The 13846-nt window shown below is 69.9% G+C and carries 13 protein-coding genes; 11 read left to right on the top strand and 2 right to left on the bottom strand.

Annotated features, from left to right (window positions below):
* Positions 1 to 62 precede the first annotated feature (62 nt).
* The 10 genes from pdxT to ACXJMZ_RS32440 all read left to right on the top strand — a co-directional run bounded on the left by pdxT (position 63) and on the right by ACXJMZ_RS32440 (position 10647).
* Positions 63 to 674, top strand: a complete 612-nt coding sequence (gene pdxT / locus ACXJMZ_RS32395; protein WP_457033589.1) for a pyridoxal 5'-phosphate synthase glutaminase subunit PdxT — start codon at positions 63 to 65, stop codon at positions 672 to 674.
* A gap of 66 nt (positions 675 to 740) precedes the next feature.
* Positions 741 to 1499 (top strand): YebC/PmpR family DNA-binding transcriptional regulator, encoded by a 759-nt coding sequence (locus ACXJMZ_RS32400; protein WP_457033590.1) that lies wholly within the window; start codon positions 741 to 743, stop codon positions 1497 to 1499.
* 117 nt (positions 1500 to 1616) lie between these two features.
* Positions 1617 to 2174: a crossover junction endodeoxyribonuclease RuvC gene (gene ruvC / locus ACXJMZ_RS32405; RefSeq protein ID WP_057228473.1), complete on the top strand. Its 558-nt coding sequence runs from the start codon at positions 1617 to 1619 to the stop codon at positions 2172 to 2174.
* Entirely contained in the window at positions 2171 to 2782 is a 612-nt protein-coding gene (ruvA, locus tag ACXJMZ_RS32410; RefSeq protein ID WP_184911742.1) for a Holliday junction branch migration protein RuvA, read from the top strand. The genes ruvC and ruvA overlap by 4 nt, the downstream gene beginning before the upstream one ends.
* Positions 2783 to 2804: 22 nt before the next feature.
* A complete protein-coding gene (gene ruvB / locus ACXJMZ_RS32415) occupies positions 2805 to 3881 on the top strand; it encodes a Holliday junction branch migration DNA helicase RuvB (RefSeq protein WP_457033591.1) in 1077 nt (358 codons plus the stop codon).
* 211 nt (positions 3882 to 4092) lie between these two features.
* Entirely contained in the window at positions 4093 to 4506 is a 414-nt protein-coding gene (yajC, locus tag ACXJMZ_RS32420; RefSeq protein WP_457033592.1) for a preprotein translocase subunit YajC, read from the top strand.
* Between the two features lie 144 nt (positions 4507 to 4650).
* Complete coding sequence (gene secD / locus ACXJMZ_RS32425; RefSeq protein WP_457033593.1) at positions 4651 to 6396, top strand: protein translocase subunit SecD; 1746 nt, start codon at positions 4651 to 4653, stop codon at positions 6394 to 6396.
* Between the two features lie 4 nt (positions 6397 to 6400).
* Positions 6401 to 7522, top strand: a complete 1122-nt coding sequence (gene secF / locus ACXJMZ_RS32430; protein WP_457033594.1) for a protein translocase subunit SecF — start codon at positions 6401 to 6403, stop codon at positions 7520 to 7522.
* A gap of 22 nt (positions 7523 to 7544) precedes the next feature.
* Positions 7545 to 8096: an adenine phosphoribosyltransferase gene (locus ACXJMZ_RS32435; protein WP_457033595.1), complete on the top strand. Its 552-nt coding sequence runs from the start codon at positions 7545 to 7547 to the stop codon at positions 8094 to 8096.
* 133 nt (positions 8097 to 8229) lie between these two features.
* The gene (locus tag ACXJMZ_RS32440) at positions 8230 to 10647 is read left to right on the top strand and encodes a RelA/SpoT family protein (protein WP_457033596.1); all 2418 of its coding nucleotides are present in this window, start codon (positions 8230 to 8232) and stop codon (positions 10645 to 10647) included.
* A gap of 61 nt (positions 10648 to 10708) precedes the next feature.
* Here ACXJMZ_RS32440 and ACXJMZ_RS32445 read toward each other — a convergent pair whose 3' ends face one another.
* Positions 10709 to 11938 (bottom strand): DUF349 domain-containing protein, encoded by a 1230-nt coding sequence (locus ACXJMZ_RS32445; protein ID WP_457033597.1) that lies wholly within the window; start codon positions 11936 to 11938, stop codon positions 10709 to 10711.
* Positions 11939 to 12077: 139 nt separating this feature from the next.
* Positions 12078 to 12887: a peptidylprolyl isomerase gene (locus ACXJMZ_RS32450; protein WP_457033598.1), complete on the bottom strand. Its 810-nt coding sequence runs from the start codon at positions 12885 to 12887 to the stop codon at positions 12078 to 12080.
* Positions 12888 to 13134: 247 nt separating this feature from the next.
* Between ACXJMZ_RS32450 and ACXJMZ_RS32455 the strand changes: the two genes are divergently transcribed.
* The gene (locus tag ACXJMZ_RS32455; RefSeq protein ID WP_457033599.1) at positions 13135 to 13842 is read left to right on the top strand and encodes an MBL fold metallo-hydrolase; all 708 of its coding nucleotides are present in this window, start codon (positions 13135 to 13137) and stop codon (positions 13840 to 13842) included.
* The last annotated feature ends 4 nt before the right edge of the window (positions 13843 to 13846 follow it).

Below are 13846 nucleotides of genomic sequence, written 5' to 3' on the forward strand. Positions count from 1 at the left end.
CAGCCTTGATCGCGCGGCGGGCCGTCGCACGTCCGACGTAACAACGTGAAGAGGTAGTGACCGTGAGTACCCCCGTCATCGGCGTGCTGGCCCTGCAGGGCGACGTCCGTGAGCACCTGATCGCGCTGGCCGCGGCCGACGCGATCGCCCGCGAGGTGCGGCGGCCCGAGGAGCTGGCCGACGTCGACGCGCTGGTGATCCCCGGCGGGGAGTCCACCACGATGTCGAAGCTGGCCCTGCTGTTCGGCCTGATGGAGCCGATCCGCGAGCGGGTCCGGGCCGGGATGCCGGTCTACGGCACCTGCGCGGGCATGATCATGCTGGCCGACAAGATCCTGGACGGCCGGGACGACCAGGAGACCGTCGGCGGCATCGACATGACGGTCCGTCGGAACGCTTTCGGCCGGCAGAACGAGTCGTTCGAGTCCGGGGTCGCCTTCGACGGCCTCGGCGAGCAGCCGGTGCACGGCGTCTTCATCCGGGCCCCGTGGGTCGAGGCGGTCGGCGCCGGTGTGCAGGTGCTGGCCGAGCTGCCCGCGGCCGACGGCCCGGACAGCCGGATCGTGGCGGTCCGTCAGGGCAACCTGCTGGCAACCTCGTTCCACCCCGAGCTGACCGGCGACCACCGGGTGCACGAGTACTTCGTACGCATGGTCGAGAGTGCCGGTCGCTGAAGCGGCGCGCGGCACCGGTAAGATCCCTTCTGTTCATTTCCCTTTGGCGACGAAAAGGAGCTGGTGATGTCCGGCCACTCTAAATGGGCTACCACCAAGCACAAGAAGGCCGCGATCGACGCCAAGCGCGGCAAGCTCTTCGCCAAGATGATCAAGAACATCGAGGTGGCGGCCCGCACCGGCGGCAGCGACCCGTCCGGCAACCCGACGCTCTACGACGCCATCCAGAAGGCGAAGAAGAGCTCGGTGCCGATCGACAACATCAACCGCGCCGTCAAGCGCGGTGACGGTGCCGAGGCCGGCGGGGCCGACTACTCGACCATCATGTACGAGGGCTACGGCCCCAACGGCGTGGCGGTCCTGATCGAGTGCCTCACCGACAACCGCAACCGCGCGGCCTCCGACGTCCGGGTCGCGATGACCCGCAACGGCGGCAACATGGCCGACCCGGGTTCGGTCTCGTACCTGTTCAACCGCAAGGGCGTCATCATCGTCCCGAAGGCGGACGGGGTCGACGAGGACACGGTCTTCGAGGTTGTCCTCGAGGTCGGCGCCGAGGAGGTCAACGACCTCGGTGACTCCTTCGAGGTGATCAGCGCGGCCACCGACATGGTGGCGGTCCGCACCGCCCTGGTGGATGCCAAGATCGACTACGACTCGGCCGACGCCAACTTCGTGGCGGACCTGCTGGTCCCGCTCGACGTGGACGGTGCTCGCAAGATCTTCAAGCTGATCGACGCGCTGGAGGACAGCGACGACGTGCAGAACGTCTTCGCCAACTTCGACATCAGCGACGAGGTCGGTGCGGAGCTCGACGCCGAGTAACTAGCTCTGCCCTCCGGCCCGGTGGTCCCCAGCGGACTGCCGGGCCGGTGTCGTTCGTCCGGTTGTCCGACCCGGGCGGTAGCCTTCGCAGGTCGGACGACAGAGATGGGTTCACAGGTGCGGGTGCTGGGAGTTGACCCTGGGCTGACCAGGTGTGGAGTCGGCGTGGTGGAGGGGACTCCCGGCCGACCGCTCACCATGCTCGGGGTCGGGGTGATCCGTACGCCCGCCGAGGCGGAGATCGGGCAGCGGCTGCTGCTGATCGAGCAGGGCCTGGAGCAGTGGTTCGACACTCACCAGCCCGAACTCGTCGCGGTGGAGCGGGTGTTCGCCCAGCACAACGTCAGCACCGTGATGGGCACCGCGCAGGCCAGTGCGGTGGCGATGCTCTGCGCCACCCGGCGAGGCATCCCGGTCACCCTGCACACCCCGAGCGAGGTGAAGGCCGCCGTCTCGGGCAACGGCCGGGCCGACAAGGCTCAGGTCACCGCGATGGTCACCCGCCTGCTGCGGCTGGCCGAGCCGCCCAAGCCCGCCGACGCCGCCGACGCGCTGGCGCTGGCGATCTGTCACATCTGGCGCGGTACGGCACACAACCGGATCGCCGCCGCCGTCGCGGGCCAGGCCGCGAGCAAGCCAGTGAGCAACCCCAGGATCAGGGAGTACCGCCGATGATCGCCTTCGTCCAGGGCCCGGTCGCCGCCATCACCCCCGGCAGCGCCGTGGTCGAGGTCGGCGGGGTCGGCATGCTGGTGAAGTGCACCCCGCGCACGCTGGCCGCGTTGCGGATCGGCGAGCCGACCCGGCTGACCACCGCGCTGATCGTCAAGGAGGACTCGCTCACCCTCTACGGCTTCGCCGACGAGGACGAGCGGGCCACCTTCGACGTGCTGCTCACCGCCAGCGGGGTGGCCGCCACCATGGCGCTGGGCATGCTGGCCACCTTCACCCCCGACGAGCTGCGCCGGATCGTCGCCCAGGGGGACGCCAAGTCGCTCACCGCCGTGCCCCGGATCGGCCCCAAGCTGGCCCAGAAGCTGCTGCTCGAGTACAAGGACAAGCTCGGCGCCCCGCACGGCAGCGTCCCCGCCCAGAAGCCGATCGCCGCAGGTCCGGCCCCCTGGTCCGAGCAGCTGCACGCCGCCCTGGTCGGTCTCGGCTACGCTCCGCGCGAGGCGGACGAGGCGGTCACCGCCGTCACGCCCGAGGCCGAGGCGCAGAGCCGTACCGACGTCGGCGCCCTGCTGAAGGCCGCGCTGCGCACCCTCAACCGCACCCGCTGACGCACTTTCAGGAGCCCGCCCGATGAGCCCGTACGACTCCGACCCCGCCGACCGCCTGGTGACGGCAGCCGCCGACGGCGAGGACCAGGCGGTCGAGGCGGCGCTGCGGCCCAAGGTGCTGGACGAGTTCATCGGGCAGGAGCGGGTCCGCGAGCAGCTCTCGCTGGTGCTGCAGGCCGCCCGCAAGCGCGGCACCACGCCGGACCACGTGCTGCTCAGCGGCCCGCCCGGGCTGGGCAAGACCACTCTGTCGATGATCATCGCGGCCGAGCTGGGCGCTCCGATCCGGATCACCTCGGGCCCGGCCATCCAGCACGCCGGTGACCTGGCGGCGATCCTCTCCTCGCTGACCGAGGGCGAGGTGCTGTTCCTGGACGAGATCCACCGGATGTCCCGCCCGGCCGAGGAGATGCTCTACCTGGCGATGGAGGACTTCCGGGTCGACGTGATCGTCGGCAAGGGGCCCGGCGCCACCGCGATCCCGCTGGAGCTGCCGCCGTTCACCCTGGTCGGCGCGACCACCCGGGCCGGGCTGCTGCCGCCCCCGCTGCGCGACCGGTTCGGCTTCACCGGCCACATGGAGTTCTACGCGCCGAGCGAGCTGGAGCGGGTGGTGCACCGCTCGGCCGCCCTGCTGGACGTGCAGATCGACACCGCCGGCGCCGCCGAGATCGCCGGCCGCTCGCGCGGTACGCCCCGGATCGCCAACCGACTGCTGCGCCGGGTACGGGACTTCGCCCAGGTCAGGCACGACGGCGTGGTGGACCGGGAGATCGCAGCCCAGGCGCTGGCCGTCTACGAGGTGGACGCCCGTGGTCTGGACCGCCTGGACCGCGCGGTGCTGGACGCGCTGCTCCGGCTGTTCGGCGGCGGCCCGGTCGGCCTGTCCACGCTGGCCGTCGCGGTGGGGGAGGAGGCCGAGACGGTGGAGGAGGTGGCCGAGCCGTTCCTGGTCCGGGAGGGCCTGCTAGCCCGTACGCCGCGTGGCCGGATCGCGACGGCGGCCGCCTGGCAGCACCTCGGGATGGTGCCGCCGCCGCAGTCCCCGCGTGGCGCGGTGCCCGGCCAGCCGGAGCTGTTCGGCAAGGCCGGCGGCTGACCTCTGCTCGGGAGCTTCGGTTTTCGGACACAGGTCGTGGCCAAACTGTGCAGGCGGAAGGTCGCCACCAACGGCGGCAGGATGACATGCTTGGCGTTGTCCGATCAGAGCGGGTCGCTTAGACTCCGCCGGACCGCCCCTCTCGACCTGATGGGCCGACGAATCTCCACTGGCCACCCCTCGGTGGGCGGCCTGAATAGGACACCAGGCTGTGGAACCGTTCCTCCTTCCCCTCATCATGATCGCCGTGCTGTTCATGCTGTTCCGGTCCAACAAGAAGCGCCAGGACCAGGCCAAGCAGATGCGCTCCGCGATCGAGCCCGGTTCGGGCGTCCGCACCATCGGTGGCATCTACGCCCTGGTGAAGTCGGTGAACGAGGAGACCGTCGAGCTGGAGGTGGCCCCGGGCACGGTCGTGCACTTCACCAAGGGTGCGATCGCCGCGGTGCTGGACCCGGAGGAGTACGACGCGATCATCAACGGCCGTCCGGTCGAGGACGAGCCGACGGACGCCGCCGATGAGGCCGACGAGATCGTCGAGACCGACGAGAAGCCGCTCAGCTTCGACAAGAAGGACGAGTCGGACACCGACGGTACCGACGACGAGGCTCCGAAGAACAAGTAGTACGGTCGGGCACACCCTCGGCCGCGCGGCAACCGACCGCGCGTCCAAAGGACCTCACGGGCCGTCAGGCCACCTTCCCCCTATCCGCCACCTACCGGACAGGGTTCCGGTGGCCGGCGCCATGGACAGGGAGAAACGAGCAAGGTGGCATCACCCAAGTCGCGCCCGCGCGACGGTTACCCGGGGCGGGCACTGGCCTTCATCCTGGTGATCACCGTCGGACTGGTCGCCCTCATGTTCGGGACGGGCCACACCACGCCGCGTCTCGGGATCGACCTCGCGGGCGGCACCAGCATCACGCTGACCGCCAAGTCGGACAACCCCGCCGCGATCAACAAGACCAACATGGACACCGCGGTCAGCATCCTGACGAAGCGAGTGAACGCGTTCGGCGTCTCCGAGGCCGAGGTCCAGACGCAGGGGTCCGACACCATCATCGTCAACATCCCGAACAAGGATGGCGGCAATGAGCAGGCGATCAAGGACATCGGTCAGACCGCGAAGCTCTACTTCCGCCCGGTGCTGGCGCTCGCGCCCACCGGCGCCCTGCCCACCGCGCCGGCGGCCACGCCGAGTGCCGGGGCGACCCCCTCGGCCAGCCCGAGCGCCGGTTCCTCGGCTGCGCCGGCCCCGAGCCCGAGCGCCTCGGCCACCAAGGCCGGCCGTGCCGTCACCGACGGGCTGAAGGCCGACCCGACCGCCTCGGCCAGTGCGAGTGCCACCCCGACCGCCGCGGCGTCCGCCCCGACCGCCGCCGAGATGTCGGCCGCGCTCACCCAGGGCACCGTCCCGCCGGAGCTGCAGGAGCAGTTCACCAAGCTGGACTGCTCGAACCAGGCGCAGCGGCTCGACTACCAGACCGACCCGGCCAAGAACGCGGTCGCCTGTAGCTTCGACGCCGAGCAGGGCGTCTGGTACAAGTTCGCGCTCGGTCCGGTAGCCGTGAACGGCCGGAACATCGACAAGGCGATCGCCTCCTTCGACACCCAGGGTGTTGCCGGGTGGCAGGTCCAGCTCCAGTTCGACGACACCGGTTCCAAGGCGTTCGCCACCACCACCGGTCAGCTCGCCACCCAGCCCAGCCCGGCCAACCAGTTCGCCATCGTGCTCGACGGCAAGGTGGTCTCCCACCCGTACGTCAGCCAGTCGATCGCCGGCAACGCGGTCATCAACGGCAGCTTCACCCAGAGCGAGGCCAAGGCCCTGGCCAACGTGCTGAGCTTCGGTGCGCTGCCGCTCACCTTCGAGATGAGCGACGTCACCACGGTCTCCCCGCAGCTCGGTGGCGACCAGCTGAAGGCCGGTCTGATCGCCGGCGGGATCGGCATGATCCTGGTGGTGCTCTACTCGCTGGTCTACTACCGCGGCCTCGGCCTGGTGTCGATCGCGGGTCTGCTGGTCTCCGCCGCGCTGACCTACGCGATCATGTCGCTGCTCGGCGCCGGTATCGGCTTCGCGCTCAACCTGCCGGCCGTCTGCGGTGCGATCGTCGCGATCGGTATCACCGCGGACTCCTTCATCGTGTACTTCGAGCGGATCCGCGACGAGGTCCGCGAGGGTGCCCCGCTGCGCCCGGCCGTCCAGCGCGCCTGGCCCCGGGCCCGGCGCACCATCCTGGTCTCGGACTTCGTCTCGTTCCTCTGTGCCGCCGTGCTCTACCTGGTCTCGGTCGGCAAGGTGCAGGGCTTCGCCTTCACCCTCGGCCTGACCACCGCGCTCGACGTCGTGGTGATCTTCCTCTTCACCAAGCCGATGATCACCCTGCTGGCGCGGACCAAGTTCTTCGCCGAGGGGCACAAGTGGTCCGGTCTGGACCCGCAGCGCCTGGGTGCCCGTCCTCTGGTGCGCGGTCGTCGCCGCACCTCCGCCTCCGCCGCGAAGGAGGTCTGACGCGATGTCACGCTTCAGCAACCTCGGTCACCGTCTCTACCAGGGTGAGGTCAGCTTCGACTTCGTCGGCCGGCGCAAGCTCTGGTACAGCCTCTCCGCCCTGATCGTGCTGATCGCCGGGATCGGTCTGGCGTTCGGCCTCAAGCTCGGCATCGAGTTCGAGGGCGGCTCGGTCTACACCATCACCAAGCCCGGTCTGACGGTCTCCCAGGCCCAAGCCGCGGCGGACGACATCCTCAAGGACACCAGCGCGCTGGTGCAGTCCACCGACAAGGGCGCGATCAAGATCCAGGTGAGTGCGGAGGAGCAGCTCCCGGCGGCCACCTTCATCACCGAGCTCTCCAAGGACCTGGCCATCCCGGCCAACGACATCAACGCCCAGGTGGTCGGCCCCAGCTGGGGCGAGGAGATCTCCAAGAAGGCGCTGCTCGGCCTGGTGATCTTCATGGTGCTGGTCACCATCTACCTGGCCATCGCCTTCGAGTGGCGGATGGCGATCGCCGCCCTGGTGGCGCTGATCCACGACCTCCTGATCACCATCGGCGTCTACGCCCTGGTCGGTTTCGAGGTCACCCCGGGCACCGTGATCGGCTTCCTGACCATCCTCGGCTACTCGCTCTACGACACGGTGGTCGTCTTCGACACCGTGAAGGAGAACGCCAAGGGCATCACCCGGCAGAACAAGCGCACCTTCAGCGAGGCCGCCAACGCGGGCCTCAACCAGACCCTGGTGCGCTCGATCAACACCACCGTGGTGGCGCTGCTCCCGGTCGCCGCACTGCTCTTCATCGGTGGCGGTCTGCTCGGCGCGGGCACCCTGAACGACATCTCGCTCGCCCTCTTCATCGGCCTCGCCGCCGGTGCGTACTCCTCGATCTGCGTGGCCACGCCGCTGTACGCGCAGCTCAAGGAGATGCAGCCGGAGATGAAGGCGCTGGCCAAGAAGGTCGAGGCCCGCCGGGCCGCGGACGCCAAGGCCGAAGCCGAGCGGGCCGCCTCGGGCGAGGCGGACCCGAGCGAGGACGACCAGGCCGGGGACGAGGACGGGGCAGCGGGTATCGTCGGTAACCGCAACCAGCCGGTCAGCCGGTCCCGTAGCAAGGGCCGCCCGTCCGGCAAGCACTGACCGACCGGACCGAAGGACCCCCGTGACCTCTCCCGACCCCGTCCTGGCCGAGCTGCTCAACAGCCGGATCAGGGACGTACCGGACTACCCGAAGCCGGGCGTGCTGTTCAAGGACATCGCGCCGCTGCTCGCCGACGCCGAGGCCTTCGCGGCCCTCACCCGGGCGCTGGCGGACCGGGCCAAGGCGCTCGGTGCGACCAAGGTGGTCGGTCTGGAGGCACGGGGGTTCGTGCTCGCCGCCCCGGCGGCCTTCGCGGCCGGGCTCGGCTTCGTGCCGATCCGCAAGAAGGGCAAGCTGCCCGGTGAGGTGCACGCGCAGTCGTACGACCTGGAGTACGGCTCGGCCACCCTCGAGGTGCAGTGCGACGCCTTCACCCAGGGCGAGCGGGTGCTGGTGATCGACGACGTACTGGCCACCGGCGGCACCATCGGCGCCTCGCTGGACCTGGTCCGCCGGGCCGGCGGCGAGCTGGCCGGGGTGGTCGTGCTGATGGAGCTCGGCTTCCTGGACGGCCGCGAGCGGCTCACCCCGCACCTGGGCGACGCGCCGCTGGAGACCCTGGTCACCGTCTGAACCTGCGCTTGAACCGAGGCACGGGCATMCTGAGGATGCCCGTGCCTCGACGTTTACCCGGGCTCGGTACCATGAAGAATCATCCGTTCCCCTTCTCGTGCGAGGGGAAGGCACCGCGCCACGAGGAGTGTCCTTGCCCGACGAGGTTGTGCCCACGGCCAAGGCCGACGCCCCCGACAGCGGGCCCGTGCCCTCGGGGGCCGGCCCGGTACGTCCGACACCGCCCCCCGCAGTGGTCAAGCCCTCCGCCACCGGCGGCATGCGGGCCCGGCTGGCCCGGCTCGGCGGCCAGCGCAGCACCCTGCTCAACCCGGTGCTCGAACCGCTGTTCCGGACCATCAGGGCCCAGGACCCGAAGGCCGACCCGGCCCTGCTGCGTGACATCGAGCGCGCCTACGCGGTGGCCGAGAAGTGGCACCGCGGCCAGAAGCGCAAGAGCGGCGACCCGTACATCACCCACCCGCTCGCGGTCGCCACCATCCTGGCCGAACTCGGCATGGACGCCGCGACTCTGATGGCGGGTCTGCTGCACGACACGGTCGAGGACACCGACTACGGCCTGGAGACCCTGCGCAAGGACTTCGGCGACTCGGTGGCCCTGCTGGTCGACGGCGTGACCAAGCTGGACCGGGTCAAGTTCGGCGAGGCCGCGCAGGCCGAGACCGTCCGCAAGATGGTGGTCGCGATGGCCAAGGACCCCCGGGTCCTGGTGATCAAGCTGGCCGACCGGCTGCACAACATGCGCACCATGCGGTACCTCAAGCGGGAGAAGCAGGAGAAGAAGGCCCGCGAGACGCTGGAGATCTACGCCCCGCTGGCGCACCGGCTGGGTATGAACACCATCAAGTGGGAGCTCGAGGACCTCGCCTTCGCGATCCTCTACCCCAAGATGTACGACGAGATCGTGCGTCTGGTGGCCGAGCGGGCACCCAAGCGGGACGAGTACCTGGCCACCGTGATCGACCAGGTCCAGGGCGACCTGCGCGGGGCCCGGATCACCGCTTCGGTGACCGGCCGTCCGAAGCACTACTACTCGGTCTACCAGAAGATGATCGTGCGAGGCCGCGACTTCGCCGAGATCTACGACCTGGTGGGCATCCGGGTCCTGGTCGACACCGTCCGCGACTGCTACGCGGCGCTGGGCACCATCCACGCGCGGTGGAACCCGGTGCCGGGGCGGTTCAAGGACTACATCGCGATGCCCAAGTTCAACATGTACCAGTCGCTGCACACCACGGTGATCGGCCCCGGCGGCAAGCCGGTCGAGCTGCAGATCCGTACCTTCGACATGCACCGCCGCGCCGAGTACGGCATCGCCGCGCACTGGAAGTACAAGCAGCGCGCGGTGGCCGGTGCCTCCAAGGTGCGCAGTGACACGCCGTCCCAGGTCCGCAAGGAGGACAAGGCCGGCGCGGTCAACGAGATGGCCTGGCTGCGGCAGCTGCTGGACTGGCAGAAGGAGACCGAGGACCCGAGCGAGTTCCTGGAGTCGCTGCGCTTCGACCTCTCCACCAACGAGGTCTTCGTCTTCACCCCCAAGGGTGACGTGATAGCGCTGCCCGCCGGCGCCACCCCGGTGGACTTCGCCTTCGCGGTGCACACCGAGGTCGGGTACCGCTGCATAGGAGCACGGGTCAACGGCCGGCTGGTGCCGCTGGAGTCGACGCTGGAGAACGGCGACGCGGTGGAGGTCTTCACCTCCAAGGCGGAGAACGCCGGTCCTTCCCGGGACTGGCTGGGCTTCGTCAAGTCGCCCCGGGCCCGCAACAAGATCAAGGCCTGGTTCTCCAAGGAGCGCCGCGAGGAGGCGATCGAGCAGGGCAAGGAGGCGATCGCCCGGGCGATGCGCAAGCAGGGTCTGCCGATCCAGCGCATCCTCACCGGCGACTCGCTGGTCACCCTCGCGCACGAGATGCGCTACCCCGACATCTCGTCGCTGTACGCGGCGATCGGCGAGGGCCACGTCGCGGCGCAGAACATCGTGCAGAAGCTGGTCCAGGCGCTCGGCGGCGAGGACGGCGCGACCGACGACCTGGCCGAGACGGCGACCCCGACGACCCATCAGAGCCGGGCCACCCGGCGCCGGGCCAAGGGTGACCCGGGCATCATCGTCAAGGGCGTGGACGACGTCTGGGTCAAGCTCTCCCGCTGCTGCACCCCGGTGCCCGGCGACCCGATCGTCGGCTTCGTGACCCGGGGCAACGGTGTCTCGGTGCACCGGGCGGACTGCGTCAACGTCGAGTCGTTGACCCAGCAGCCGGAGCGGATGATCGAGGTCGAGTGGGCGGCCACCCAGTCCTCGGTCTTCCTGGTGGCGATCCAGGTCGAGGCGCTGGACCGGTCGCGACTGCTCTCGGACGTCACCCGGGTGCTCTCCGACCAGCACGTCAACATCCTGTCGGCGGCGGTGCAGACCTCCCGGGACCGGGTGGCGATGAGCCGCTTCACCTTCGAGATGGGCGACCCGAAGCACCTCGGGCACGTGCTCAAGGCGGTCCGCGGCGTCGAGGGCGTGTACGACGTCTACCGGGTCACCTCGGCCCGTAAGTAGCCGGTGCAGCAGAAAGGGCCCCCACCTCGGKGGGGGCCCTTTCTGCGGTGTCGGCGGCGGATCAGCCGCTGAACTCCTCCAGGCTCTTCAGGGCCTGGTCGAGCAGGGCCTGACGGCCCGCCAGCTCGTTCTCCAGCTTGGCGGCCTTGCTCGCGTTGCCGGCCGTCCTGGCCTTGTCCAGCTCGCCCTGGAGCTTGTCCACGGCGGACTGCAGCAGGCTGGTCATGCCGGTGGCCCGGGCCCGGGCCTCCGGGTTGGAGCGCTGCCACTCGGCCTCCTCGGCCTCGCGGATCGCCCGCTCGACCGTGCCCAGCCGGGCGTCCAGCTTCGGCTTGGCGTCGCGCGGGACGTGGCCGATGGCCTCCCAGCGCTCGCTGACACCGCGCAGCGCGGCCTTGGCGGCCTTCAGGTCGGTGATCGGCAGGATCGCCTCGGCCTCGATCAGCAGGGCCTCCTTGAGCTTCTGGTTCTCGCCCTGCTCGGCGTCCCGCTCGCTGAAGGTGGCCGACCTGGCCTGGAAGAAGACGTCCTGCGCGCCCCGGAACCGGGCCCACAGCTCCTCCTCCGCGTCCCGCTGGGCGCGGCCCGCAGCCTTCCAACTGGTCATCAGATCCCGGTAGGCGGCGGCGGTGTCACCCCACTCGGTGGAGCTGGAGAGCGCCTCGGCCTGGGCGACCAGCTTCTCCTTGACCGCCTTGGCCTGCTCGCGCTCGGAGTCCAGCGAGGCGAAGTGCGCCTTGCGGTGCTTGGAGAAGACCGAGCGGGCGTGCGAGAAGCGGTGCCACAGCTCGTCGTCGCTCTTCCGGTCCAGCCGGGGCAGACCCTTCCAGATGTCCACCAGCGCGCGCAGCCGGTCCCCGGCCTCCCGCCACTGGGTGGACTCGGCGAGCTGCTCGGCCTCGGCGACCAGCTTGTCCTTGGCCTCGCGGGTCTCGTCCTGGGCCTTGGCCTTGGCGATCTTGCGCTCGTTCTGCCGGGTCTCGATCTCGCCGGTCAGGGTGTCCAGCCGCTTGGCGAGCGAGGCCAGGTCACCGACCGCGTGCGCCTCGACCACCTGCGCGCGCCGGTGGTCGAGCGCGGTCTGGGCGTCCTTGGTACCCAGGTCGGTCTTGCGGACCCGGTGCTCCAGCAGGGCGATCTCGGCCGCCAGACCCTGGTACTTGCGCTCGAAGTAGGCGAGGGCCTCCTCGGGGGAGCCCGCCTGCCAGGAGCCGACGACGCGCTCGCCGTCGGCGGTCCTGACGTAGACGGTCCCCTGCTCGTCGACACGGCCCCACGGTTCGCTGCTCACAGCGCGCCTCCTCCACATGACGTCACGGCCCGCACGGAGCACGTACGTCGTCCACAGTTGATGTGCGGCGGACCGATGGAGTCCGCCGTCCGAGCCGTCGAGTTGTGCGCCGAGGGTGACGGCCGACGGTCAGGGCACCCTATACAACAAGCAAGATAGGCGACCAGCACCGGCGTTGTCCGTATCCGGGCCGGTCGGGTTCCGGCGTGGCCGGGCCCGGGATGTCCAGGGCCCGGCTGAGCACGTCCAGGCCGCCGGTGATCTTCCCGAACGGGGTGTAGCTCGGCGGCAGCTGGGTGTCCTTGTAGACCAGGAAGAACTGGCTGCCGTTGGTGCCCGGACCGGCGTTGGCCATCGCCACGGTGCCCGCGGGGTAGGTCGCGCCGGTCAGGTTCTCGTCGGCGAACTGGTAGCCGGGGCCACCCGAGCCGGTGCCGGCCGGGTCGCCGCACTGGAGCACGTAGATGCCCTCGGTGGTGAGGCGGTGGCACTTCACGTGGTCGAAGTACTGCTCACTGGCCAGGTAGGCGAAGGAGTTGACGGTGTGCGGCGCCTTGGCGGCGTCCAGCGTGATGGTCACCTCGCCGCAACTGGTGGCCAGCTTCGCGGTGTAGCCGGCCTTGGTGTCGATCGCCAGCGGGGGCTCGGTCTTCCACTGCTTGCCGTTCGGCGCACCGGCGGCCGGGGTCTCGCAGCCCTTGACCGGGGTGACGGCGGCGGTCGGTGTCGGCGCGGCCTGCGCGGCGTCCTTCGCGCCGGGCGCCTTGGGGTCGGAGTCGAAGGCCCCGCCGGCCCAGGCGCCACCCGCGGCGATCACCACGACGGCGAGGGCGCCGCCGACGATCGCGTTGCGACGCCTGGCCTTCTGCTGGGCCTCGACCCGGCGCTCCATCTGCCGCTCGTACTTCTCGCGGGCGAGCTGACGTCGACGCTGTTCGCTGGTGACCACCGGCCGTGTCTCCTGAAAGATGGGGAGTTCTTGGGGATGCTGACTTCGGGATGCTGATGCGGATCATCGCATCCGCAGGCGGCCAAGTGTAGGGACCTCGTGCGTAAGTACGAGATCAGCTGTGCAGGTCCGAGGTCACGATTCAGGCGTCCGGACTCGCAGGTAACCGGTTAGGAACCCGTGCGGTACCGCCGGTAGGCTTCACGGAGTACTTGACATTCATCGCTACCCGAGGGGAAGGAATCACGTGTTCGTCGCCGGATTTCCCGCCGGAGCCTGGGGCACCAACTGCTACCTGGTCGCACCGGCAGCCGGTGAGGAGTGCGTGATCGTCGACCCCGGGCACGAGGCGACGCAGGGTGTCGAGGACCTGATCAGGGAGCACCGGCTCAAGCCGGTCGCCGTCCTGCTGACGCACGGACACCTCGACCACATCGCCTCGGTGGTGCCGGTCTGCGGCGCGAGCGGCGTCCCGGCCTGGATCCACCCCGAGGACCGCTACATGATGTCCGACCCGGCCCGTGGCCTGGGCCGTTCGATCGGGCAGCAGATCATGGGCTCGATCACGGTCGGCGAGCCGGACGACGTACGGGAACTGACCGACGGTGCCGTGCTGGAGCTGGCAGGTCTGAACCTGACGGTCGATCATGCGCCCGGCCATACCAGGGGGTCGGTGACCTTCCGGACGCCTTCGAGCAACGACATCCCACCGGTGTTGTTCTCCGGCGACCTGCTGTTCGCCGGCTCGGTAGGGCGTACGGACCTCCCGGGGGGAGACGGCGAGGCGATCATGCGCTCGCTGGCCCGGGTCTGCCTGCCCCTCGACGACGCCACCGTGGTCCTCTCCGGTCACGGCGGCCAGACCACCATCGGCCGTGAGCGCGCCACCAACCCCTACCTCCAGCAGGCGGCGGGAGCGCTCGGCGCCCCGGCCTTCCCGCGACGAGGAATGTGACGGA

The sequence above is a fragment of the Kitasatospora sp. P5_F3 genome, from assembly GCF_054049135.1.

What these genes read in the sequence shown, in the direction of transcription:
- ACXJMZ_RS32400 (WP_457033590.1), top strand. Translation starts at nt 741, where the DNA reads ATGTCCGGCCACTCTAAATGGGCTACCACCAAGCACAAGAAGGCCGCG.
- ruvA (WP_184911742.1), top strand. Translation starts at nt 2,171, where the DNA reads ATGATCGCCTTCGTCCAGGGCCCGGTCGCCGCCATCACCCCCGGCAGC.
- ruvB (WP_457033591.1), top strand. Translation starts at nt 2,805, where the DNA reads ATGAGCCCGTACGACTCCGACCCCGCCGACCGCCTGGTGACGGCAGCC.
- secF (WP_457033594.1), top strand. Translation starts at nt 6,401, where the DNA reads ATGTCACGCTTCAGCAACCTCGGTCACCGTCTCTACCAGGGTGAGGTC.